This window comes from Paenibacillus sp. FSL L8-0333 (genome assembly GCF_037965665.1).
Lineage (GTDB): Bacteria > Bacillota > Bacilli > Paenibacillales > Paenibacillaceae > Paenibacillus_AQ > Paenibacillus_AQ odorifer.
Genome location: NZ_CP150186.1, coordinates 1,007,422 through 1,030,896, shown reverse-complemented (window position 1 = coordinate 1,030,896; position 23,475 = coordinate 1,007,422). Strand labels below are relative to the sequence as shown.

At 45.2% G+C, this 23,475-nt stretch carries 21 protein-coding genes; 8 read left to right on the top strand and 13 right to left on the bottom strand.

The features are described 5' to 3' along the window. Window positions 1-31: 31 nt before the first annotated feature. From NYE72_RS04445 to NYE72_RS04430, 4 genes are all read right to left on the bottom strand, one after another. A complete protein-coding gene (locus NYE72_RS04445; protein WP_081387265.1) occupies window positions 32-382 on the bottom strand; it encodes a DUF1648 domain-containing protein in 351 nt (116 codons plus the stop codon). Between the two features lie 37 nt (window positions 383-419). After that, window positions 420-746: a nucleoside triphosphate pyrophosphohydrolase gene (locus NYE72_RS04440; protein ID WP_076224966.1), complete on the bottom strand. Its 327-nt coding sequence runs from the start codon at window positions 744-746 to the stop codon at window positions 420-422. Between the two features lie 40 nt (window positions 747-786). Then, the gene (locus NYE72_RS04435; RefSeq protein ID WP_036680800.1) at window positions 787-1,182 is read right to left on the bottom strand and encodes a (deoxy)nucleoside triphosphate pyrophosphohydrolase; all 396 of its coding nucleotides are present in this window, start codon (window positions 1,180-1,182) and stop codon (window positions 787-789) included. Between the two features lie 167 nt (window positions 1,183-1,349). Continuing rightward, the gene (locus NYE72_RS04430; protein ID WP_076099545.1) at window positions 1,350-2,063 is read right to left on the bottom strand and encodes a YceI family protein; all 714 of its coding nucleotides are present in this window, start codon (window positions 2,061-2,063) and stop codon (window positions 1,350-1,352) included. A 147-nt stretch (window positions 2,064-2,210) separates the two neighbouring features. Between NYE72_RS04430 and NYE72_RS04425 the strand changes: the two genes are divergently transcribed. The 3 genes from NYE72_RS04425 (at window position 2,211) to NYE72_RS04415 (ending at window position 4,862) form a co-directional block, all read left to right on the top strand. After that, a complete protein-coding gene (locus tag NYE72_RS04425; protein ID WP_232061150.1) occupies window positions 2,211-2,894 on the top strand; it encodes a response regulator transcription factor in 684 nt (227 codons plus the stop codon). Beyond that, window positions 2,882-4,297 carry a HAMP domain-containing sensor histidine kinase gene (locus NYE72_RS04420; RefSeq protein ID WP_076099544.1) on the top strand — a complete coding sequence of 472 codons (1,416 nt, stop codon included), beginning with the start codon at window positions 2,882-2,884 and terminating at the stop codon, window positions 4,295-4,297. The genes NYE72_RS04425 and NYE72_RS04420 overlap by 13 nt, the downstream gene beginning before the upstream one ends. Window positions 4,298-4,367: 70 nt before the next feature. Beyond that, window positions 4,368-4,862, top strand: coding sequence for a hypothetical protein (locus tag NYE72_RS04415; RefSeq protein ID WP_076099543.1), 495 nt, complete (start codon window positions 4,368-4,370; stop codon window positions 4,860-4,862). A gap of 96 nt (window positions 4,863-4,958) precedes the next feature. Here the strand turns inward: NYE72_RS04415 and NYE72_RS04410 are convergent, their stop codons facing one another. Further along, on the bottom strand, window positions 4,959-6,086 hold the full coding sequence (locus tag NYE72_RS04410; RefSeq protein WP_076099542.1) for a copper amine oxidase N-terminal domain-containing protein: 1,128 nt from the start codon (window positions 6,084-6,086) through the stop codon (window positions 4,959-4,961). Between the two features lie 169 nt (window positions 6,087-6,255). Here NYE72_RS04410 and NYE72_RS04405 point away from each other — a divergent pair, with 169 nt between their 5' ends. Further along, window positions 6,256-7,713, top strand: a complete 1,458-nt coding sequence (locus tag NYE72_RS04405; protein WP_076099541.1) for an amidase family protein — start codon at window positions 6,256-6,258, stop codon at window positions 7,711-7,713. Between the two features lie 6 nt (window positions 7,714-7,719). On the opposite strand, the gene NYE72_RS04400 is transcribed toward NYE72_RS04405, so the two are convergent. Beyond that, complete coding sequence (locus tag NYE72_RS04400) at window positions 7,720-8,043, bottom strand: YciI family protein (RefSeq protein WP_081382497.1); 324 nt, start codon at window positions 8,041-8,043, stop codon at window positions 7,720-7,722. Between the two features lie 102 nt (window positions 8,044-8,145). Continuing rightward, the gene (locus tag NYE72_RS04395; RefSeq protein ID WP_036680784.1) at window positions 8,146-8,703 is read right to left on the bottom strand and encodes a DUF1273 domain-containing protein; all 558 of its coding nucleotides are present in this window, start codon (window positions 8,701-8,703) and stop codon (window positions 8,146-8,148) included. 199 nt (window positions 8,704-8,902) lie between these two features. On the opposite strand from NYE72_RS04395, the gene NYE72_RS04390 reads away from it, so the two are divergent. After that, a complete protein-coding gene (locus NYE72_RS04390) occupies window positions 8,903-9,586 on the top strand; it encodes a hypothetical protein (RefSeq protein WP_076099540.1) in 684 nt (227 codons plus the stop codon). Window positions 9,587-9,686: 100 nt separating this feature from the next. On the opposite strand, the gene NYE72_RS04385 is transcribed toward NYE72_RS04390, so the two are convergent. Continuing rightward, entirely contained in the window at window positions 9,687-11,717 is a 2,031-nt protein-coding gene (locus NYE72_RS04385) for a beta-galactosidase (protein WP_076099539.1), read from the bottom strand. 119 nt (window positions 11,718-11,836) lie between these two features. Here NYE72_RS04385 and NYE72_RS04380 point away from each other — a divergent pair, with 119 nt between their 5' ends. Further along, window positions 11,837-12,670: an AraC family transcriptional regulator gene (locus tag NYE72_RS04380; RefSeq protein WP_235219448.1), complete on the top strand. Its 834-nt coding sequence runs from the start codon at window positions 11,837-11,839 to the stop codon at window positions 12,668-12,670. Between the two features lie 804 nt (window positions 12,671-13,474). Here NYE72_RS04380 and NYE72_RS04375 read toward each other — a convergent pair. The 4 genes from NYE72_RS04375 to NYE72_RS04360 all read right to left on the bottom strand — a co-directional run bounded on the left by NYE72_RS04375 (window position 13,475) and on the right by NYE72_RS04360 (window position 18,682). Further along, on the bottom strand, window positions 13,475-15,466 hold the full coding sequence (locus tag NYE72_RS04375; protein WP_076099538.1) for a beta-galactosidase: 1,992 nt from the start codon (window positions 15,464-15,466) through the stop codon (window positions 13,475-13,477). A gap of 138 nt (window positions 15,467-15,604) precedes the next feature. Beyond that, window positions 15,605-16,906, bottom strand: coding sequence for an extracellular solute-binding protein (locus tag NYE72_RS04370; RefSeq protein ID WP_094902687.1), 1,302 nt, complete (start codon window positions 16,904-16,906; stop codon window positions 15,605-15,607). Between the two features lie 61 nt (window positions 16,907-16,967). Then, window positions 16,968-17,801: a carbohydrate ABC transporter permease gene (locus NYE72_RS04365; RefSeq protein WP_036680774.1), complete on the bottom strand. Its 834-nt coding sequence runs from the start codon at window positions 17,799-17,801 to the stop codon at window positions 16,968-16,970. After that, window positions 17,801-18,682, bottom strand: coding sequence for a sugar ABC transporter permease (locus NYE72_RS04360; protein WP_036680772.1), 882 nt, complete (start codon window positions 18,680-18,682; stop codon window positions 17,801-17,803). The genes NYE72_RS04365 and NYE72_RS04360 overlap by 1 nt, the downstream gene beginning before the upstream one ends. Window positions 18,683-18,818: 136 nt before the next feature. On the opposite strand from NYE72_RS04360, the gene NYE72_RS04355 reads away from it, so the two are divergent. Both NYE72_RS04355 and NYE72_RS04350 read left to right on the top strand, forming a co-directional pair. Then, entirely contained in the window at window positions 18,819-20,639 is a 1,821-nt protein-coding gene (locus NYE72_RS04355) for a sensor histidine kinase (protein ID WP_038568837.1), read from the top strand. Beyond that, complete coding sequence (locus NYE72_RS04350) at window positions 20,636-22,297, top strand: helix-turn-helix domain-containing protein (RefSeq protein ID WP_076099537.1); 1,662 nt, start codon at window positions 20,636-20,638, stop codon at window positions 22,295-22,297. Before NYE72_RS04355 ends, NYE72_RS04350 begins: the two co-directional genes overlap by 4 nt. Here NYE72_RS04350 and NYE72_RS04345 read toward each other — a convergent pair whose 3' ends face one another. Next, window positions 22,298-23,467, bottom strand: a complete 1,170-nt coding sequence (locus tag NYE72_RS04345) for a GDSL-type esterase/lipase family protein (protein WP_076099536.1) — start codon at window positions 23,465-23,467, stop codon at window positions 22,298-22,300. Window positions 23,468-23,475: the final 8 nt, after the last annotated feature.

The window sequence follows — 23,475 nt, the reverse complement described above, 5'->3', positions numbered from 1 at the left end:
CTAATCCTTCTGCTAAGTCTCTTTAATTCTATCAGACCATTCTAATGAATGTATAGGAACTGATGCCAGCAAACACCACCGTCACCACCAAAATAGCAATATTCCAGATCTTGCTCAAAGCCGCTGAGTGCTCGTTAGAGCTTTGAATAAACGCTTTTTGCAAAAGGAACTGTAAAAGCTTCATAATTATGAATCCCAAACAACCCAGCCCGCTTTGCAAAATAACCTCCAGACTAGCTTTACTTACAAATCGATCAGCCATGTTCCCATCATAATGAATCGGGACGGTATCCGGCATTTTGGAATAAAGGAATAAATAAATAGCTACAGGAATCAAGGCCACCACACTGCTTAAGATCATCGTCAGTTTGGTTTTGAACAACGTTTTACCCTCCTTGTGCGGAAAAATAATCTCCCCGTTATTCTCCTTCCACTTCAATCAGATATATCCCCTTCTTAAATCCACCGCGACGTTTAGCTTTCTCTGCACGTTGCTTCTCCAGCTCCATGCTATTGCTCCCATGTGTCTCCGCCAGAGCCTGAATCACTTCCAGCATATCGGCAAGCTCCTCCAAAGCTTCTTCATCACTTGCTGCCTGAAAATATTCCTCCGACTCTTCTTGCAATTTTTTACGTAGTTCAGTTATGTATTCTTTGGACTCTAATATCCTTGTGTTAGAATCTTTCCCTTGAGAAGCTATCAAATCGGGGATGCCGTCACGCACTAGCTTTTCATATACAGGCATTTAAGCTCTTCCTTTCTTCTATATTATATTCTATCTCCCTTCAATCCGGCTTTGATTCCATCAGTAGACGTTCTACAAAAGGAAGATCTGCCGGAGCAAACATGAACTGACCCAGCTCAGCCGGAAGCACCCACCTATGTTCGTCGTGATCCACCAGATCAATTACACCTCCCTGATACCGCGCTTTCCAAGCAATCAATTGGATCTTTATCTCTCCATAGTTATGCTCGTTTATGCCAAAGCTCTCATAGGGAAGGATTGTGATCCCCATCTCTTCCTGAAGCTCTCTTTGCAGACACTCTGCGATGCTCTCATCCTGCTCTATTTTGCCACCAGGAAATTCCCACAGACCTGCCTGCGATTTACCTTGCCGCCGCCGGGCAATAAGAATCTGCCCTTCTACATTATGTATAATTGCTGCCGCCACCTTGATCATAAAGAACACCTCCACTATTGCTAGTTATTCGACAGATACTACTATTAAAACATACAATTCATTCCAAACCAAAGAGACTCTCCCAAACGCCAACACGGCCTGGGAAAATCTCTTCAGTACAGTCTCTCTATAAAATTCACAGCAGCGTTATCCTTACGGAAGAGCTACTATTTTGTCAGCACAAGCTCCAAGCGAACCTCAAGATTATTTTCTGTATCCAGCACAACGGTGTGGGGATTGCTTAGACCAAAGTCAGAAAAGGCTACTGTTGTCGTTCCCGACAACATCAACTGTCCCCCGCTATACGCCGCTTGCGACTGAAAGGTGACGTCCTTTTCTACTCCTTTTACGGTAAGCGTCCCCTGCATTTCAACAGGCACAGTTGCTCCTTCAGTCCATTCTGCCGGCAGCTCCGAAAATGCCTTCACTACAAACGTGGATTGTGGAAATTCCGTAACGGATAGAAAATCCTCTCCTTTTACATGCTCGTCCCGTTGGCTATTGCCAGAATCCAGAGCGCTCATATCCACTGTCCCTTCCCCGGCCATCGAAGTAGAATCCTCTATATTTACCTTCCAGGTACCCTGAACTTTGTTGTCTACGAAGTTTACTGTTTCTTTAGAGGTCGTCACTGACCAATAGACTTTAGAGGTCTCCGCAAGGGTCCAATCCCCGTTTAATTGTTCGGCTGTGACCGCCACCCCTGCTGATGCTCCAGTGTTATTTGTTGTCTCTCCAGCACCTGCTGCTGTTGCTTGATTTGGAATCACGGACTCGATCTCTACATTATTGCCCAGCGATTTATCCAGTAATGTATAACCTGTGACTACTCCTACGATAATAACTCCTGCAGCGATCAAGGCTATTCTTTTTCTCTTCATCCTGTTCCCTCCAATATTCATAATTTCTGTATGCTTTCAAGCTCGTCCCTCATTCTAACAAAGCAATATGTCGGGAAGAAGTCAGAGCAGAACGGGCTATGATGTGTTAAACTTGTCGTAAATTTTATGGACTGGAGGTACTCCAATTTGACGAAATCCATTCTTGTTGTAGAAGATGAAGAAGCCATCTCTAGGGTCCTCAGTGCTTATCTGAAAAAAGCAGGCTTTCAAGTCACCCGTGTAGCCGATGGACGCGCTGCGCTGGAGTCTTTTGCTATATCTCCTCCTTCATTAGTATTACTAGACATCATGCTGCCAAACATGGACGGCTTTGAACTGCTTAAGCTCATCCGTGAAAAAAGCAGCTGCCCTGTGATCATGCTGACGGCAAGAGATGGGATCAATGACCGGCTAGCCGGCCTCGACGGTGGTGCGGATGATTATATGTCTAAACCTTTTATTCCCGAGGAAGTGGTGGCACGCGTGAACGCTGTCTTACGCCGTCCCTCGCAGTGGTCAGATGGCAGCCGCAAACGGCATTATGGCAGTTTGTTTATCGACTTCACAGCACGTGCTGTCTTTTTGAATGGGGCTGAGCTGAGTCTTAGTCCTCGGGATATGTCAGTGCTGTTATTTCTCGCTGAAAGGCCTAATCAGATTTGTACGCGTGAGCAATTAATAGAATTTGTATGGGAAATGGATTATGAAGGAAGCGACCGGGCGGTAGATTTGTCGATCAAAAGACTACGCCAAGCGTTGTCGCACTGGCCTACTAGTGAGGGGGAAATCCGTACCCTAAGGGGGACGGGATATCAATTATGGACAACTTAAAGAGAAACAACGCCAAACGCACCTCTATCCTTTCTTACTGGACGATACGTTATCTGCTCATTATTAGTGTAGGCCTGCTCCTCACAGCTTTAGCTACATTATGGTGGATCCGTCAGGAGGCTATGAGCAATCGTCTGCAGACTGCGGGGCTTTTGGCACAGGAGATTGCAGATCGCAGCTTAAATATGGAAGGCTCCATTGAAATCAGCCAAAATCTCGAAAAGCTGATCGAAGACCGGAAACGGTTTTTCAAGTTAACCATAGAGATGTGCGTGATCATTACCGATCAACAAGGTCAAATGCTATTCTCCCTGCCACCTCTAACTGACAAGGAAATGAGATATAAGCTTAATGATAGCCTGAACGACTCCCGCAGTCCGGAGTTTAAAGCTGCTGTGGCTCCCATAAATTCGAATGACGAAACGCTGGGACAGGTTATTGTTCTGCAATCCAAAAAATCGCTGCGGCATATTCCACAGGAGGAGATCATATTTTTCTCCATACTGCTGCTGTTTCTAATCATCTTAAGTTGGCTAACCATTTACCTCTTATCTCGTAAACTGGCAAAACCCATTCAGAAGGTAGTCGAGGCAGCGGCTCAAATCAGCCATGGCCGTTATGATATCGTTCTAGATAAGGATGCTAAAGAGCGGGAAATTCATGAGCTGATGATGTCTTTTGAAGAGATGGCAGGCAAGTTACAGCAATTTGAGCAGTCTCGAGCCGTAATGCTGGCCGGAGTCTCCCATGAGTTGAAAACACCCGTAACTTCTATTAAAGGCCTGGTGCATGCCGTCCGCGAAGGGGTCGTTGAAGGTGATGAAGCTGTGGAATTTCTGGATATTGCCCTGCTGGAGGCTGGGCGGTTGCAGCGAATGGTAGCCGACCTTCTGGATTACAATGCCCTGACTGCAGGAATGGTTTCCGTTCGTCACGACCGACTGGATGCCGTACCCCTGATATCCGAAATCGTATATCAATGGAAGCTGACACAGGCGGAAGAAGTTGCTGAACCCGTGCTCCATATGCCGATCAATCCCTTGTTTTTGCGTGGGGACTCCCTTCGTATCCAGCAGATTATCGTCAATCTACTTAATAACAGCGTACAAGCCAAAGCTCCTGATCGAAGGGTGCAGCTTACGATAGAACTGCTGGAGCAGCAAGGTCATGGCTTTGCCGAAATCCGTGTTCAAGATAATGGGCTTGGCATCTCATCCAATCATAGTGAGCATGTCTTCGAAGCCTTCTTCCGGGGCAGCGACAAGCAGAGCACACTGCGTGGTCTAGGACTCGGCCTAACCTTCAGCCGTCTGTTGGCCGAATCTATGAATGGAAGCCTCGTGCTTGAGGCGCACTCAGACAAAGGCTGCACCTTCGTGCTGTCTCTGCCGCTTGATGACTAAAAAAATAGTCTGCGATCCATCGACATGGTATAATCATGTGCACAATCACACCGAAAACCGGAGGCTGTATATGCTTACTTTTGAACAAAAATTAGCGATTCTCGACTCTTACCCCCAGCTGGAACGCAAAAACGTATCCCTTGGGCGCGTGAACTATCACTACGAGGAAAGCCAGCATGATAAGAAAACCGTGGCTTTTCACCTGCATCCAAATGGTAATGGCTATGTGTTCGCAGGCTTACTGCGGGGCTACGAGACAGACGATAAGGGCTTCGTGAATATTCGCGACTACTCGGAATCCGAGCTGCGGAGTTTGCTGGATGCCTCCATCACCTCACTGTCTATTTACATTCCTGATGCTCCTGTAGCCAGCAAAAGAAAGAAAAAGGCTGCGGCAACTGCCGATACACTCTGGACTAATGATGAGGGCCAAACCCTAACCCTAAAGCTTGAGGATGATTTATGGTATGTCTATGCCGACCTCAATCTGGAGATGGCGTTTGAAACGCTTGAGGAAGCTAAAGAATATTTAGCGGAAGAGGGATTTACAGCAGCACAGGAGTAATTGTCAGACTTTAATCTACACACTCACAACAAAAGAGGTGTCTGAGCAGCCATTTGTTTTGGCCGTTCGGACACCTCTTTTCTAATAAAACGATCCTTAATATACAGGTTCCGTATATATGTAACTATAAATACCCAAATCGAGCTCGGAAACCACTTCATAATCTAGTTGGAATTCTATAGTCTTATTCGATAGACCTCCTACAAAATAACTGCCCTCCACAACCAACCTATCCTTCCCTCCAACTGGGGCGACCAAGATCAGCTGTTCAGCTTTATTGGCTGGGATCACAAAGTTTTGCAGCCCACCCGTCTGATCCTGAATATATTTACGGACAGACACGAGGTTACTGCCTAATTCCGAGAGGCCGGAATTGTTGTTCCGCCATACATCAAGCGCATCTTGTTGGGATTGGTTGGAACTGACACACGCCTGATTAACTGAAAATTCCGGGATTTTATATATATTCCCGCCAATATTATCGATAACTACTTTATGGGTTACTTCCGTACAATTTTCAATTTTCAGAGTCGGCATGGGATCCTTTTCCTTTGAGAACGTCTTTATGATTTTTTGATCACCAGACTTAAAATTTATTGAGATGTCTTTATTATCCATGTTAGAAAATTCGAGCAAGCTATACAACTGATTATTTTTAATTCCGTAGTGCTTTACGTTTATAACAAACCTGTTTCTCTCATCTGATAACGATTTTGATTGCTCTTGACTTCCTACTGAAATTGTTCTGTTAACCGGAGCAATAAGCTTCTCCTCGGCAACTGGTGAGGTTATGTAAATAGATTTTGCACCTTCATCCCAAGTGACACTACTACCCAACACTTCGCTAATAAATCTTAGAGGGACGAGTGTATTATTTTGAAAATTGATACCCTTTAAGACTTGCTCATGCTCTTTGGCGTTTACAATTACTCTTCCTTCCTTGACCAGATAAAAAATGTTAATATCCCCTTTAACCGCTGAGACCGACTTCGCATGATTATCCCATTTTATAGTTGCGCCTAAAGCTTCAAATATCGACCGCATGGGTACATATGTAACTCCATCTTTTAGGATAGGACTTACATTAAAATGTAATTGCTTACCGTCCAAATAACATTTGAGATCACTGTCGTCCGCAAAGGCTTGACTTGAAGATAAAATAGCAAAACTTATCATCACCACAAAAAAAGTGATAATTTTTGAAGCAAAGTTGTGGTTTTTCATGTTCTTAATTTAGCTCCTAATCTAGAAAAATAAAGTATTACATTGCACACCTGAATATATCAAATGGCCAATCAAAATGTAAGTCTAAAAAGAAAACTACCAACTACACCCAAATTATGGTTAGATGAAGGAGAAGCCATATCCTAGAGGGAAAGAAGCGTGAACGCATATGAGTTTTGAAATCGTAGAGGCCACCATACCGGACATCCAAGCTGCATTAGAAGCCGGAGAAATTACGTCAAAACAACTAGTTCTCATGTATTATGAACGCATTGCTGATCACGACAAAAACGGCCTGACGATTAACTCTGTACTGGAGATTAATCCTGATGCGTTGTTTATCGCAGAATCTCTGGATGTGGAACGGGCAATTAATGGCCCTCGCGGCCCCCTGCACGGGATACCTGTGTTGTTGAAAGATAACATCAATACTGGGGACAAAATGCATACAAGTGCGGGTTCGCTGGCTTTGGCGAATTCTTTTGCCGGGGAAGATGCGTTTATAGTTACCAAGCTGCGTGAAGCCGGAGCCATTATTATGGGTAAAGCCAATATGACCGAATTCGCCAATTTTATGACGAACGGCATGCCCTCCGGTTACAGCTCCCGCGGCGGGCAAGTCCTTAACCCCTACAATATTTCTACGCCAACCGGCGGCTCTAGTGCTGGTTCAGCAGTAGCTGTCGCTTGTAATTTCTGTACGGTCTCTGTTGGCACAGAAACTTCAGGATCGATTCTTAATCCCGGTAATTTGGGCTCCATCATCGGCATTAAGCCAACCGTGGGGCTGCTCAGCCGTTCAGGAATCCTGCCGCTCTCCAATACACAAGACACCGCAGGGCCTATGGCTAGAACCGTTCATGATGCCGTGTTGCTGCTAAACGCCATGCTGGGCAATGATCAGCACGATGCAGCGATGGGAACAAATACAGGTAAAGTCCACGGGGATTATACTGTATTCCTTGATCCGAATGGTTTGCAGGGAGCTAGAATTGGGATACCACGTGATTATTATTTTGAGGAGCTAACAGATGAGCAGCTTGCCTTGTTCAACGCTTCCGCCAACAGGATGAGAGAGCTTGGAGCAACCATCATTGATCCCGCGGATATTAAAACCGCCCGCGAAATTAGTTACTCTTCGGTGGTATTAAACGAATTCAAAACAGCACTGAATGCTTATTTATCTCATTTGGGCCCCGGAGCACCTATGCGAACCTTGAAGGATATTATTGATTTTAATCATGCACACCCTGTGGAGACTTTGAGATTTGGTCAAGCTACGTTAATAGATGCGGAATATACCTCCTCCGGCACACAAAGCGAAGCTCAATATTTACGCCATCGTGCGACTGACCTGAAGCTGTGCAAGGAAGAAGGCATCGATGCCACTATGAAAGAATACAATCTGGATGCCCTGCTGTTCCCTGCCGATTTTGGCGCCAGAATTACTTCCAGAGCAGGATATCCGTCCCTCGTCGTTCCTTCTGGGTACACGTCGGCCGGTGCTCCCTTTGGTGTAACCTTCTCAGCAAAAGCTTATCAGGAGCCCACGCTTATCAAGCTAGCCTATGCTTATGAGCAGCATTACAAGGTGCGAAAAGCGCCTTCGCTAAAAAGCTTCATTTGATTAAACCTATTCATGGAGTGGAACAATACCTAAATGCCTGTTTCCCTCATGGGACAGACTCCATGTACGCACTTCATAGCTACGAATGCCAGACAGCACGTAAGGATCTTTTTCGGCAAGGAGAACGGCTTCTTCGCGTGAGTTCGCTCTTACAATAACCATGCCGCCAGGACAATCACTAAAGGGACCACACAGCACTAATTGTCCTTTGCGGTCCAGCTCTTGTAAATGTTTAACATGACCACGAATAATCTCCATGTCTCTACGGTCTTGATTCGTCGGGCTAAGCAAAATAACATAACAAATATCTGCTTGATTGACCTCACTCATCCTATTCTCCACCTCTCGTTCAAATAGAAACTAAAGCCCGTAACGGTGATTTCCCAATGCCGATTCGGGCTTTTTTATTTCGCGATGTCTTCGTTCGTAGCTTTATTCATAATCTCGCTGATTTTCTTCATCGGCAATATTTTGAATCTCATCAGAATGAATAAGAAACAGCTCGTAGTCCCCCTCTGCATGCAGCTTCAGCGCTCGTTCTTTAAAAAACTTCGGGCTGCCTTCCGCCGCATCCTCATCATAAAAGAGCAATATCCCGTCACTTTTGCGGAACAACAAGTCATCTCTGGCCCTGAACTGCCAGCTGCCGTCATAAGGGGCATTACTGACCGCCCTGCAAAAGTCCGCACCCGCAATAATACGTCGGTATTCCTCCTGCTTCTCTTCCTTCCACTTCTCTTCCTGTCCAGTATGCGCCGTAATGATCCCCAATTTCAATTCAGGATATTGAGTCTTGAGTTCACATACCACCTCACAAGCCCAAAGATCGACACCATACTGGCCAGGGGTAATAATCCATTCGACGCCTTCTTCAATTAGCGGCTTTAATCTGTTAGACAGCGCCTTTTTGATATAAGGAATTCCCGGATGTTTATTGTCAAAAATACCGAGCTCATGCGCACGGTAGCCTGTTACGAGTAAATTCTTCATGTACTGCCTCTTTCCTGAACGTTGGTTATGTCTTACCATGACTTACCTTTGTAGAGTTTTATCCCACTTATATGATTATTATATAGCATTTCCTTGATCTATTTCTTTAGGCAAACTTTCAGCTGATCTTAAGCAACCTTTCAGAACCATCTGATATATTCCTCCTAATCTATCTAAAACTATTAAGGAGAGAAAATAAATGAAAAAATTAATCCCGATTATGATCTCAGGAAGTCTACTTGGTTCTTTATTATTAGCTGGCTGCAGCACGAATTCGGAGGCCGAAGGAACAGCAGTTGCCAATAACCAAGCGAACACGGCACCCGCAGATAACACTGAGGCACAGCAATCTCAAGGAAACGACAATCAACAAAACGGCAGACCCGACATGTCCATGAATTTCGGCAAGATTAAGAGTATTAGCGACAACACGATTACAATCTATACGTCAGAAATGCCTTCCCCGCCCGCACAAGGCACTGGAGGTACGGCTGGAGCCGATATGCAAAATGGTCAGGCCGGTACTCCACCGGAAAGACCCGAAGGTGATCAAGGCTCAGATAACGGTACACCTCCAGAGGGGGGAATGCCGGAAGGAGGTGGCCCTGACGGCGGTGGACAAGATGGTGGACCACAGGGTGGTGGGATGCAGCAAACCTTCTCCGAGGAAACCACAGATATTACAATTGATGCTGATACCAAAATTGTAACGGTGACCTCCGACAATGGCACGCGTCAGGAGAACACGATCAGCTTAGCTGACCTGAAAGCTGATGACATTATCCAATATACGCTGAAATCCGATTCCACTTTGGCGGAGAGCATTACTTTAAGCAGCGGAAACCCAATGGGTACGGCTGAAGGCAAAATGAGCAGCGACTGAAACACCAAAAGATAACAGAAAAAATCCCCACCTACGATCAGCTTCATAAAAGCGTTTTGTAGTGGGGATTTCAAATTTATATAGGTTAGACGAGACTCAACTATTTTTTATCCGACAAAATCAATACTCCGCGACCCGGCACAACAGCTGAACCACTGATTACATTACCTGTCAGTAGATCAGTACGCTCAGCTGCCCCAATATCGGCGCTTAAATCACCAGCGGTGTGGTTCAGCAAGAACAGATAAGATACGCCATCCTTCACACGTTGAACAGATTCGATACCTTCCGGTGCAGTTACCAGCGGCTGAATGTTCTTTTCGGCACACAGATTCGCTAGGAAACCTTGCAGGAATCCAGCTTCTGGGCTAGTCGCCACATAATAAGCTTTACCTTCGCCAAATTTATTCACAGTCAGTGCAGGCATTCCTTTATAGAAATCAGAACCGTACTCTGCCAAAACTTCTGCCTCTTCGGCATGGATCAGATCGCAGAGCAGATCACATTTATAAGAACCACTCAAGCTACCCCACGTTTTATCCAGCACGAGCTCATTGCTCATACCTGGTAGTAATGCATCGATTTCCTCTGCCCAAATTCCAAGTACTTTACGCAACTCGCCTGGATAACCTCCAACCGTTACAAGGTCGTTCTCATTAACAATACCGCTGAAATAAGTCGTAATGAATGTGCCGCCCGCTTTTACAAAGGCTTCAACCTTCTCTGCAAAACCTGGCTTGACCATGTACATTACAGGTGCGATAACAATTTCATACTTGGACAGGTTCTCTTCAACCCCGATCATGTCGGCTTCGATATTTTGCTGATACAGCGCATCATAATATTTGTGAACTTCATTCACGTAATCCAAGGCAACCGACGGACCGCTTGATAGATCAAGTGCCCAACGATTTTCCCAATCGTAAATGATCCCTACTTTAGCTGCACTGCGCGCATCCAGTAATTGATCTCCAAGCTGCTCCAGCTCTTTGCCCAGCTCAGCACATTCACGGAATACCCGTGTGTGTTCATGACCCACATGCTCAATTACCGCTCCATGATACTTTTCACAAGCCCCTATCGAACGACGCAGCTGGAAGAACAACACAGTATCTGCACCACGCGCTACAGCCTGGTAACTCCATAGGCGCATAACGCCTGGACGTTTCAAAGAGTTGTACGGTTGCCAGTTCTGCTGGCTCGGTGTTTGCTCCATCAGCATGAACGGTTGGCCATTTTTTAATCCACGCATAAGATCATGTGTCATTGCTGTAAAGCTGACCGGTGTGTCCAGTGAAGGATAGTTGTCCCAAGAAATTACATCCATATGCTTGGCCCACTCAAAATAATCCAGCTCCGGATAAAAGCCCATCAGGTTCGTTGTAACAGGTACGTTGGTGCTGTGTTCTTTGATCGCTTCATATTCGATTTTGTAACATTCGAGCAAGCTATAAGACATAAAACGGCGATAGTCCAACGAGATCCCTTGGAAGTTAGTACGGTTACCGTTCCATTCTTCACTCAGCTCATTTGGCACCACAATTTCTTCCCAATCATAAAACGTATGTCCCCAAAAGCGTGTATTCCAAGCCTTGTTCAAAGCATCCAGCGAACCATAACGCTCCTTCAACCAGACACGGAAGGCAGCAGCGGACTGTTCGGAATAATCATAGCCACCATATTCATTAGAAATATGCCAAGCTACCAGTGCCGGATGATCCTTGTAACGTTCTGCCAGCTTACCAGCCAGCTTCGCTGCATACTTGCGGTAAACTGAACTGTTCGGATTGGAGTTATGACGTCCACCGAACTTACGTTTTCTGCCCTGGACATCGACACGTGTCACTTCAGGATATCGGTGAGCCATCCAAGCTGGATGCGCTCCTGTTCCTGTAGCTAGACATACATAAGTTCCATTTTTATATAGTCTATCCATTAATTCATCCAATGAGGAGAAATCATAAGTATCTTCGGAAGGTTGAATTAAAGCCCAGGAAAACACATTAATTGTGGCAACATCAATTCCCGCCAGCTTGAACATCCGTTCATCCTCAGCCCATACAGGCGCATCCCATTGCTCCGGATTGTAATCTCCACCGTACCAAATTTTAGGTAATTTATCGTTAATCACACTTCGCACACCCTTTATAGTATAATTATATATCTATTGTAAATGGTTAAGGTTGCCCTTTAAATATAAAATAATATCTCATACATATAAGAATATAGAACTAACAGGAGAGGATAGCATTGTCCGAAATCATGCATCGCAGGATCGTATTCGTCCATGAAGGTGGACAGCACTTGCCAATCACTTTAGACAGTATGGGGCACAATCATGATCAGGAAAAAGTATCCCGCCCCGATGGCTATGACACGTATCATTGGCTTCAGACCTCAGAAGGTGAAGGGATTATCCATTTTGACAATAAAACCTTTTCCTTGCCCGTAGGCAGCGGCGTATTACTACTTCCCTATACACCCCATCGTTATGAGGCCTCCACTAAAAACTGGGGTACCTATTATCTAACGTTCGGTGGCGATTCGGCACAATCTATTTTGGAGACGCTTGGGATGAATAGTAATTCTTTTTACCGTTGGGAAAATGAAGCGCCTCTCCCCAATCTGCTGAAGGAAATGCTGGATCGTCATGATGCCTACCAGGATATGTTTGGTCTCGGCGCCTCCACAGATGCTTATCGTTTTTTGCTTACTTTGAGTAAATATGGCCAGCTTCATAACAATACGGCGATTTCCCGCAATGTAGATAAGCTGCAGCCACTGCTAAAATGGATGGACAGCCATTATGGCGATCCTGATCTCGGACTGAACGATCTAGCCGATGAACTAGGGGTATCTGGGCGCTATCTTAACAACCTATTCGTCCAAACTTTCGGACTCTCGCCTTATGCCTACTTCGTACGTTTACGCATCCGCAAAAGCAAAGAAATGCTCGTAAGCCAACCCGATCTTACGGTAAAAGCTATCTCCCAGCTAGTCGGCTTCCGCGATGTCAGTCACTATGTAGCCACATTTCGCAAGCAATCCGGGACTACGCCGGAGCAATTTAGACGCCTGCATTAAAAATGTCCCGCCCACTGTGGAAAAATTGCTCGCTGGGAATATGCGGCTAGAACGTAGTAAGAGTATGGTATGCGCTACTATTGTGTAGAAATGGGCGGTGCGGTACGGTACGTTGGCTGGGTGCATTTGGCTGCGAGTGTGCGGCACCTCTGAGCTGGATCGTGTAGATCTGTACATGATGGGAGTCTATGTGGAAATCTGATCATGATGGAGTCCATGCGGAAATCTGATCATGTTATGGACCTCATGTGGAAATCTGATCATGTTGGAGCCCATGCGGAAATCTGATCATGTTGGAGTCCATGTGGAAATCTGATCATGATGGAGTCCATTGTGCAGCTCTCTTCAGTTCAGTATGAGTAAGTCAAACGAAATAATTGCACTTTGTACACTTAAAATAGCCTGCAAGGCAGAAATTATCCATATAAGTGTATTCTGTGCAACTATATTCTCGGAAAATGGCCTTGCAGCGGGATAAGCCGATTTTTAGCTGCACAAAGTGCAACTAAAACCAATTAAACACTCCAACACTTCAAATAAGTGTACGAAGTGCAACTATTTTCTGTTGTGCTTCTGTTAAAGTTTCTGCATGCCCTATTCCACTCATTTTTTACTCCACACTTCCACTTACTTCACTATTCCTACTCCACACATTCCCCTACACCGCTCTTCCCCTACTCCACACATCCCTCACTCCATCTTCACCAACCTTCACTTCACCCTACTCCACACATCCCTCACTCCACTTTCCTCTCTCCTGCCACACTCCCAAACCCACTTCAATACCTCTTTACTCAAAACCACTCAAATCTCCAACACCTCTACGCCATACGGCTCGAGCTGGAGCTTTCCCGATCGAATCTTATTATCCAGCAGGCTGCTGTATTCTCGTGGCAACGGAACGATCACCGACTCGCGGCTCAGGTTAAGCAGGAATAAGAAGCTTCCCTGATTTCCAGTCCGTACGGAGGCTTGTACTCCGTTTGGCAATCCTTCAAAGCGTAACAACCCTTTTTCCTTAGCCAGGTTCTCTAATAGAACTGACCAGTACTTCTCTTCCGCATGAGTTCCGAAGTAATAAACCTGACCTTTACCGAAGGAATTAACAGTTACAGCGGGTGTGCCGCGATAGAAATCATCACCATACCAAGCAATCGGCTGGGCCACTACCGGCCGGAGGATGTCGCACCACTGCGTACATTCGTATTGGTTACCCTCCGCATCCATGATGGCATGTGTTTCAGCGCCAATCGGATCATACTCCAGCACTTCAACGCCGGTACAGTAGCTCAGCTGCCCGGGCAGCGGTTGCATGAGTGCGATGTTGTTTATATTTTTGACACCACTACGGTTGGTGATCAGCAAGGTCCCGCCAGCGAGGGCAAAATCCTCCAGATTACGTACGATCTCCTCATCCAGCAAATATAAATTCGGAGCGATCACTACTTTATATCCATCAAGCGGTTGTCTGAGGTCGATAACATCGCAGCCGATGCCAAGCTTGGTTACCGCCCGGTGAATCTGCTTAATGTTCTCATAATAATCAAAGCCCTCTGCCTGCGGCTGAATATCCAGTGCGGCCTTCTCTTCATGGGAATGGAGGATAGCCACTTCGTTTTTCAGCATCGTTCCTTGGAGCTTGTCGCTCAGCCTATTAACCTCATGACATAGCTGCGTGAACTCCGCTAATCTGCGTCCCGGAACATTGCTGTGGTCAATCAGCCCGTGCCAGAATTGTTCTGCTCCTGAAATTGCACTTCTCCAGCGAAAATGAACAACCGTATCCGCACCTCTAGCAATCGCCTGCCATGCATAGGCACGAATCAGTCCTGGATAAGGGGTTCGCCACATCGGCATCCAACAACCCGGCGATCCACTCAGCTGCTCCATAATCCAGAAGTTTTGACGTTTGATGCCACGGGTTACGTCCAATGAAAGCGCTCCGCTATAAGGCGTCGTATCTTGTTTGGTTGGCGAAGTATTCGGATAATAATCAAACGCAGCCACATCCAGATCTGCACCCACTGCGTACATATCGAGACGCTGCGGATAGCTGTGAAAGTTATGGGTTATGAAATGCTCTGGACAAATCATACGCAAAATATTGATCTGCGCCGTCTGAAACGCTACCACCGAATCCCACTGAAACCGCTGAAAGTCCAGTAGAAAAGAGGGATTCTGATGAGGTGATCCGCCCAGCGGCACGGTAAGCTCATTCCAATCGCTGTACTCCCCGCTCCAAACTACGGTTCCCCATTCTGCATTGACCTCATCCAGTGTTCCGTATTTAGCTTGTACCCATGCTCGAAAAGCAGTATTACAAGCGTCACAATGACAATCCAACATGCCAAATTCATTATCAGTCTGCCAGCCTATGACGGCCGGGTGTTCACTGTAACGCTCGGCAAGACGCAGAATAATACGGCTGCCATACTCACGCAGTGATGTGCTGTTATAGCAGCGGTGTCCACGTACCCCCGGGTGAAAGGTCTCTCCATTAGCAAACACCGGAAGCACATCTGGAAATTTCGTCGTTAACCATCTTGGCGGTGTAGCTGTTGGAGTACCCATCACAACCTGCAGATCATATTGATGAAAAAGGTTCAGCGCGCGGTCCAGCCACTCGAACTGGTAATTCCCCTCAGTTGGCTCCAGTCGACTCCATGCGAACTCAGCAACCCGGACTACTTTAACACCTGTTTCTTTCATCAACTTGATATCTGGTTCCCACATGGATTCATCCCAATGCTCCGGGTAATAGTCCACACCCATCTGAACATGATCATATCGTTTCATTGGCGCTTCTCCCCATCCCTTGATATTCAGCCCTGTTTCCCAAAAAAAGCGCTCCCCGTCTCAAATTGATGAGGTATACGGAGAGCGCTTCTGTTAACCACTAATATCCATTAAATCTTCTCTATAAATGTGCTTTACTTATTTTTTAAGCTTGTCCCATGCAGCTTGCATACCAGTCATCCAGCCGTTAACGTCAACCTTGTCAGCGATGAACTGTTGGATCACGCTGGCAAATTCTTGCGTTACACCATCAGGGAATTTGGAGGATTGCAGGCCATAAACTTTGTTTTCTTTTACATAGTTCCATACGTCTGCTCCAAGCATACCGATGTCTTCAGGTGTTGCTTCGATTGTGGACAAAGCAGGGATGAATTTCCATTTTTTAACGATATACTCTTTACCCATATCGGAAGTTACCAACCAGTTCAAGAAAGTTTTTGCTTCTTCTTTAGAACCGGATTCTTTGTTGACTACAAGGTTCGCAGGGATACCAACAGTCATTTTGTCATTCTTCTCAGCATCTTCATTGATTGGCATAGGGAACATACCAATGTTCATATCAGGAGTGATGTTATCAACAAGAGTTTGTGCCCAGTTACCTTCTTGCATCATTGCAGTTTCGCCTTTTGCGAACATTGCCAGGTGAGTGTTAGCATCTGTGGTCAAAGGATTCTTTTGTCCGTATTGTAAAGTCAGTTTGAGATACTTGCTCCACTCTTCAAACGTTTTATTTCCTACAATTGTACCAGTTCCTTCATTCAAACCTTTGATGAATTCATCTACATTATCTTGTTGTGCAAAGGCTACGCTGATCCCTTGGTTACCTAGCAGCCACCATTCCTGATATGCATTACCAAAAGGAGTTACGTCGATAGCTTGCAGCTTTTTAGCTGCTTCTTCAAGCTGTGACAATGTTTTTGGAGTTTCAGTGATTCCCGCTTTAGCGAACAAGTCCTTGTTATACACAATACCGATACCCTCAAGGTTCATTGCCATACCGTATACTTTGCCATCTTTAGTCATAGGCTCTGCAGCCATAGGAATCAGATCTTTTACCCAAGGTTGGTCGGACAGATCTTCCATCTTGTCTCCCCAAAGTTCCATTTCTGCATATCCACCATTGGAGAAAATATCAGGCGCATCGCCGGAAGCGAATTTAGTTTTCAATGCTGCTGCGTAGTCCGCACCACCACCAACTGTTTGGATATCCAGCTTGATGTTAGGGTATTCTTTTTCGAATTCAACCTTAAGCTCATTGAGGCCTTCTACGATTTCAGTTTTGAATTGGAAGATCTTTACGGTCTTCACTTCACCTGAATTTGTGCCAGCGCTTCCATTTTGTGAGTTACTAGAAGCGTTATTATTACCACCACATGCCGTTAGAGCTAAACTCATTGCCATTACTGCTGATAGAGCAACTGCGGAGTGTTTCTTCTTCATTATATATTCCCCCTTAAAATAGTGGACTGCTTAAAAAATATTTGGAACGGAGGGCTCGGTGTTAACCTTTCACCGAGCCAGCCGCTATTCCCTCAACAATGTAACGTTGCATAAACAGGTAGAAAATGATAATTGGTGCGACCCCGATTACGAGAGCCGGAAGTGCCATATCCCATTGTTTGGTGTATTGACCAAAGAAGGAGAAAGTCGCCAGTGGAATGGTCCGAAGCTCTGGTGCCTGAAGAATCAAGGATGGCAACAGATAGTCATTCCATATTCCAAGTGCGTTTAGCACGATTGTTGTCATCACCATTGGCTTCAGCAAAGGAAGCACAATACGGAAGAACACGGTAATAGGATTACATCCATCTACTGTAGCCGCCTCTTCAATTTCAAGAGGAACGGACTTGATAAAGCCGTGGAACAGGAAGATCGCCATCGGAACACTAATCCCTAGATTCGTGATAATCAAACCAAGGAAAGAGTTGTTTACTCCAATAACATTTACGACCTTCAAAATTGGAATCATGATCGTTTGAAACGGAACTACCATTGCCGCTACAAATATAAGCAGCAAGAACTGATTGAATTTCGTATTCGCCCGAACCATACGATAGGATGCCATCGCACTGAACAGAGAGATTAGAATAACACTGATCACTGTGATAATAACCGAGTTTCGGAAAGCTTCACCGAAACGGGCTAATTTCCAGGCGGTTGAATAGTTCGACCACATAAATACTTTTGGCCAGCTTGCCGCATCACTCAGAATTTCACCGAAGGATTTCACCGAGTTTGCGAGCAAGAAATAGAATGGAGAGAGAAAGAGCAGGGCCAGAAGGATCATTATCACTTCCGTGCCAATATTCCATCTCTTTTTTTCTGTAGGTTTCATTACGCTTCAACCTCCTTGCTCTTCGTGATACGGACCTGAATCAGAGTAATGATGGCTACAATTACAAAGAACAGCAGCGCTTTTGCAGTACCCAGCCCGTAACGATTGTTCAGGAAGGCTTCATTGTAAATATTCATAGCAACGGATTCCGTCGATTTGAACGGTCCGCCCTTCGTCAAGGACAAGTTAAGGTCAAACATTTTGAATGACCAGGAAATGGCCAAGAATAATCCGATAGTTACAGCAGGCATAATTAGTGGAACTACGATATTGCGTAGCACCTGCCAACGGGAAGCCCCATCAATATCAGCCGCTTCTAGTACTTCTTTAGATACGTTACTCAACGAGGCAATGTAGATAACCATTAGATAACCGGAAGACTGCCAAACAAAGACCATTACAATCGCCCAGAATCCTGTTGTGGCATCACCGAGCCAAGGAAGATTAAAGAAGGACCATCCTGTAAGGTCGCCCATAGTGGCGAACCCTTTGATGAAGATAAATTGCCAGATGAAACCAAGCAACAATCCCCCGATCACGTTCGGCATAAAGAAAATGGTCCGAAGCATGTTACGTGTCTTTAAAGGTTTAGTTAACAGATAAGCCAAGAAGAAGCCTACCACGTTAGTCAAAATCACACCTAACACCGTAAATCTTACCGTAAACCAAAAGGAAGACCAGAAGTCAGGGTCATTTGAGAAAATAGTGGAAAAGTTTTGAAATCCGACCCAACTTACATTACCGGATACACCGTTCCAATCTGTGAAAGAGTAATACATCCCCATCAAAAATGGGATAATCGTTATTAAGGTAAAAAACAAAACTGCCGGACCAACGAAAAAAAGCTGTTGACCTAACTGGGACAACTTAGTGCCGCGCATTTATTGCCCCCCCCTTTCTTTTGCTCACTTACTTGTTTATGCTTTATACACATATTATCTGTTTTTTTCAGGGTACCTCACACCTACTAAAGTGATCTTTCAGGTGTAAAATATTGATCGGATGTGACAAATTTCGATGAAATGGAACACGATTCGCACAAAATTGATCGTTTTTATCCTACTGCCAACGTTAATTTGTATTATGGCCACCATGTTTATTAGCTATCACTATAGCACTCAATCCCTAAGAACAAGGGCAGTAGACGAGAATACGAACCTCCTCTTTCAAGGCAATAGAAACATCGAAAGTCTGATTCAGGAGATCAATCGTCTCTCCCTTATCGTTTATTCAGATTCAGATTTCTACAGACTGCTCGAAGCGGGATATGAGGATATGGCAGCAAATACACGAATTTATTCTTCTCTAAATTACATTTCTTCATCCATGCCAGATATATCCCAGGTGTATCTGTACGGTGCCAAGGATAGAAAAGCCACTTTGCTCACCCAGAATACACCCAAACGTTGGCAGGGTATTCCTCCCTATGCCGACTCAGACATCACTAGCAGTTCTCCTGTGGTTATACAAAGTACACATATAAGTCACAGCTACGGCCTAACTTCACCTATCCCGCAACTCATACCGGAACCTGTGTTCACATTGCATAGACGAATTGAAAGGATTCCAACTACCACTCCAATCGGCTTCCTGTCGATCGATGTTAAGCTAACGGCTCTTACCGACATCGTCAGTCAGTTATATGATCAGAAACAGGAAAACATTTGGCTGCTGGATGGCGATGGCAAGATTGTATACGGAAGCAACAGTGAGGAATACGGCAAGCGTCTACATGCCTCCTGGTACAACAAGCAAATCGCTACCAATCAAAGCTCCCAAGGGTATTTTGAAGAGGAAGATGCTGTGTTTATTTACCAGAGAATCGAAACCCAAGGTTTAAATTGGACCCTCGTGAAGCAGATTCCTACGTCCTATCTCTTCCGGGAAGCCAACGAGGCGGCAGCGATCAATATAATCCTCCTTGTTCTACTATTAATTACAATTGCCACCTTAACGACTCTGATCTCTTTTCGAATCACAGCCCCGATCAAGCAGTTGACTCGTTACATGAATCAGGTGCAGACCGGTAATCTTGATGTTGATATTCAACCTATGGGCAAAGATGAGATTGGCGTGGTTACCGAGCGATTCCGCAGTATGATGGACACGATCAACAACCTGATCCTAAGGGAGTACAAGCTGGAATTGTCCAATAAAACCAATGAACTGCGGGCACTGCAAGCACAAATCAACCCGCATTTTCTGAATAACACGTTGCAAATCATTGGCACGCTGGCCTTAGAGCTTAAAGTGCCCCAAATTTACTCACTTCTTTCAGCTCTAGCCAAAATGATGCGCTACAGCATGTACAATGAGGAGAAGATCGTAACTGTTAAGGATGAGCTGGATCATGTCAAAGCCTACATTGAACTGCAAAAGGAACGTTTTGAAAATAAGTTCAGTTTCCGCTACGATATGGAGGAATCACTTTTAGAGACGTTTATGCCGAAAATGATTTTACAGCCTATTGTTGAAAATTATTTCAAACACGGCTTTAATCTTTCCCGCAGTGACGGATTCATTGAAATCACCGCAGCAAAGGTGGATGACAACCGGATGGAAATTTGTATCCAAAATAACGGAAATGCGATTCCTTCAGCGAAGTTAGATCTTTTAAAGCAGAAGCTACAGCATCCTACTAGAACAGATATAGATTTATTAAGAAACACAGAGCAAACCAAGGAGACTTCAGGATCAGGTATTGGTCTGCCGAACGTTCTGGCTCGACTCAAGTTTGTGTGCGGAGATAGCGCCACTTTAACTGTTGATAACCTTAGAGCAGGCGGAGTAGTAGTGAAATTGGAAATTGAAATTATAGCGGAGCGTGAAAAGATATGAAGGCGTTGATTGTTGATGACGAGGCAAGAGTTAGAAAGGCAGTCAGACTGCTTGTCGACTGGGAAGCCCATCAAATCGATGAAATTCTGGAAGCCGGAAATGGAAATGAAGCCATCGAGATCATCCGGCAGGCTAAACCAGCATTAGTCATTATGGATATGATGATGGAATCAGGTAACGGGATAGAGTTAATGACCTGGGTGAACGAATTCGCCGGCAACACTAAGTTTATTGTAGTCAGCGGACATAATGATTTTGAGTTCGTACGTCAGACTGTGCGGCATGGAGGGATTGATTATATCCTGAAGCCCATCGAAGCCGAGGCAATCAATGTAGCGGTAGCTAAAGCAGTTGCAGCCTGGCGCTCAGAAGAAGATGACCGAAGCGAGCGGCAGAAACAGAGTATTCAGCTTAATGAGTTCAAGCCCATTTATGGGGAAAAGCTATTATCCGCACTAATTGATGATCCGATCAATTCTGATTTATCTTTGCGGAGGTTATGCAGTGATGGTATCATTCCGGAAAATATCCATTCCGCTCGGTTAATATTGGTGCAGACAGATGCGGGTAACAATCCGTTGATTAAACGTTTTGGCGGAGACACCGAGTTAATGAACTACGCTATCGTCAACATTTGTAATGAATTTTTGCACAGTCCGCATAAGGGTGTTGCTTTTCGTTATTGGGGAGGTCCTCCGGAGATTGCAATTATTCTGTGGGATATTCAGACCTCTGTGGTCGAGCTAATAGGCAGAATCAATCATGGCATCTACTCTACCTTGCAGGTCCGAATGCATTTTGGAATCAGCAGCATCGGCAACTTACCTAAGCAGTTACCTTATCAGCGTGCAGAGGTGGCAGAGGCATTACAGCGCCGAAACTTATTAATTCATGAGGATTACTGCCATTTCTCCTCTTCCTCCGAAGAATTCAGAGATCGTAAAGAGATCGCCAAAGCAGAGGTTCGCGGTAATGTATCAACAACGAACTTTGCTGACGTCAAGGAAGATTGGAAAATGGCAGTCATCAGCGGAAGTCCAGAGATATTATCAACAGCTGCGCAGCACTGGGTGGATGAGCTTAGCCGAGGCGGAGTTGTGACACCAGAAATCCTAAACTCATGGAAAAATGATGCTCTACTATTTCGTTCCCAGCTAGTACGGGAAATGTTAGGCCCTGAAGCTGAAGGTGCACTGGCCGAACTTGAACAGGCCGACCAGCTTCACCCAGCTCCTTATACGAACGGTTACTCGTTCTCCTTATTCGCTTGGCGTGACTGGTCGTATACCCTAATGCAGGAGCTGGCCGAAGTAATCGCCCTGAAACAAGCTAAAGAACGTAATCCGATGCATGATATCGTCAAATATATCGAGCTTAATTATGCTTCCGACCTGTCCTTACAGGAAGTGGCCGGAAAGTTTTTTGTTAGCCGTGAATATATTTCCCGCCGATTCAAACAGGAATACGGTATTAACTTTTCCGACTTTATTGTTAATATCCGAATAGATAAAGCTAAGCTGCTATTGCAGAATCCTCGTCTGAAGCTGACCCAAATCTCCGAAATGGTCGGTTTTCATGATGTCAAATATTTCAGCAAAGTGTTTAAGAAGCAGGTCGGATCTTCACCTAAGGACTACCGGGACACATTTAAGAGTTGATCAATACCAGTTTAAAAAGGCGTCCGCAACCGTCTTACCGGCTATGCCGTTCGGATGCGGGTCGTCTTGTCCACTCATATATTCCGGTCTGATCCGGTGATCGTCTGGTGCAGGCAACGATAATAGGCTTGCTATATCAAACACACGGTCTACTCCAGCGGGTGGGTTAGTCAGGATTTCATGATTCACTCTACGCCAAGTTTCTTCTCTTGCCTCCTGAAAATTAAACGGCGGCACCGTACTTAGAATAATACTAGCATCAGCATTTGCTGTTTTGATCTTAGCAATAATAGTTGTCAGATCACCAAGTAACTCATCTGCAGAGCGGCAGCCAATATCAATATCATTTACGCCGAGGACAATCATCAGTTCATCACTCTGTTTAGCTTTGTGAAGCCAAGGGCCATCCGCAGCCACATCATACGCTCTAGCCCAGCCTGAGCCGAGATTCCATACGCCAATCTCTGCACCAAGACCATCCGCAATTCTCGCTGCCCAATATTCGTATCCGTCCTTTAATGTCCGCACACCTTGAGTAATCGAATCTCCCAAAAATACTAGCTTCTTATTCACAGCTTTCTTATACCCGATATAGCTTGGCAGTACCAGAAGCTTGTCGGATTCTGTAAATCCATCGGCTGATTCCTGTGCAGCCAGATTTCCGGGCGCATCATAAGCGGTTGCCAGCATGCCTTCTACATTGAAAGGAATGGATTTGCCCGCAGCGGTTGTCTTAATCGTCCATGTAAAAGCTAAGTAATGGCCATCGGGTAGATTAATGCTTGTCTCATCACTCCAGAAGCATTCACCGGCCGCTACTGGTTTGGAGACATTGCCTTCAAAGGTGACAGCATGTTGTGTATGCTCAATAATAGCTCCGTTTGGCTCAGTTCCTCCATCCGCGATAAAAGCCGATTCGATCACCCAACTGCCCCCAGGTTCACTACCCGAAGCTTCAAGCCCTTGGTCCCAAGTGGAATCCACTGCATTGCTATGCCAAAATTTTAGCTGCAACGGGCCGTTTTCCCGTAACCGAATATAAGTCCGGAAGGTATGTGTAAAAGGTTCTTGCCTATTCATAATAAAATTAGCGGCGGTTGAAAGAACCGTAGCAGAGGTATAGTCCGTCTGATTCAAAACTCCACTTCCCTTAATTAAATTAGTATTCATAACGTTTC

Bases quoted from the DNA above. Each gene is read 5' to 3' on its own strand.
- NYE72_RS04440 (WP_076224966.1), bottom strand. From the start codon at position 746: ATGCCTGTATATGAAAAGCTAGTGCGTGACGGCATCCCCGATTTGATA.
- NYE72_RS04435 (WP_036680800.1), bottom strand. From the start codon at position 1,182: ATGATCAAGGTGGCGGCAGCAATTATACATAATGTAGAAGGGCAGATT.
- NYE72_RS04430 (WP_076099545.1), bottom strand. From the start codon at position 2,063: ATGAAGAGAAAAAGAATAGCCTTGATCGCTGCAGGAGTTATTATCGTA.
- NYE72_RS04420 (WP_076099544.1), top strand. From the start codon at position 2,882: ATGGACAACTTAAAGAGAAACAACGCCAAACGCACCTCTATCCTTTCT.
- NYE72_RS04415 (WP_076099543.1), top strand. From the start codon at position 4,368: ATGCTTACTTTTGAACAAAAATTAGCGATTCTCGACTCTTACCCCCAG.
- NYE72_RS04410 (WP_076099542.1), bottom strand. From the start codon at position 6,086: ATGAAAAACCACAACTTTGCTTCAAAAATTATCACTTTTTTTGTGGTG.
- NYE72_RS04405 (WP_076099541.1), top strand. From the start codon at position 6,256: ATGAGTTTTGAAATCGTAGAGGCCACCATACCGGACATCCAAGCTGCA.
- NYE72_RS04400 (WP_081382497.1), bottom strand. From the start codon at position 8,043: ATGAGTGAGGTCAATCAAGCAGATATTTGTTATGTTATTTTGCTTAGC.
- NYE72_RS04395 (WP_036680784.1), bottom strand. From the start codon at position 8,703: ATGAAGAATTTACTCGTAACAGGCTACCGTGCGCATGAGCTCGGTATT.
- NYE72_RS04390 (WP_076099540.1), top strand. From the start codon at position 8,903: ATGAAAAAATTAATCCCGATTATGATCTCAGGAAGTCTACTTGGTTCT.
- NYE72_RS04375 (WP_076099538.1), bottom strand. From the start codon at position 15,466: ATGAAACGATATGATCATGTTCAGATGGGTGTGGACTATTACCCGGAG.
- NYE72_RS04370 (WP_094902687.1), bottom strand. From the start codon at position 16,906: ATGAAGAAGAAACACTCCGCAGTTGCTCTATCAGCAGTAATGGCAATG.
- NYE72_RS04365 (WP_036680774.1), bottom strand. From the start codon at position 17,801: ATGAAACCTACAGAAAAAAAGAGATGGAATATTGGCACGGAAGTGATA.
- NYE72_RS04360 (WP_036680772.1), bottom strand. From the start codon at position 18,682: ATGCGCGGCACTAAGTTGTCCCAGTTAGGTCAACAGCTTTTTTTCGTT.
- NYE72_RS04355 (WP_038568837.1), top strand. From the start codon at position 18,819: ATGAAATGGAACACGATTCGCACAAAATTGATCGTTTTTATCCTACTG.
- NYE72_RS04350 (WP_076099537.1), top strand. From the start codon at position 20,636: ATGAAGGCGTTGATTGTTGATGACGAGGCAAGAGTTAGAAAGGCAGTC.
- NYE72_RS04345 (WP_076099536.1), bottom strand. From the start codon at position 23,467: ATGAATACTAATTTAATTAAGGGAAGTGGAGTTTTGAATCAGACGGAC.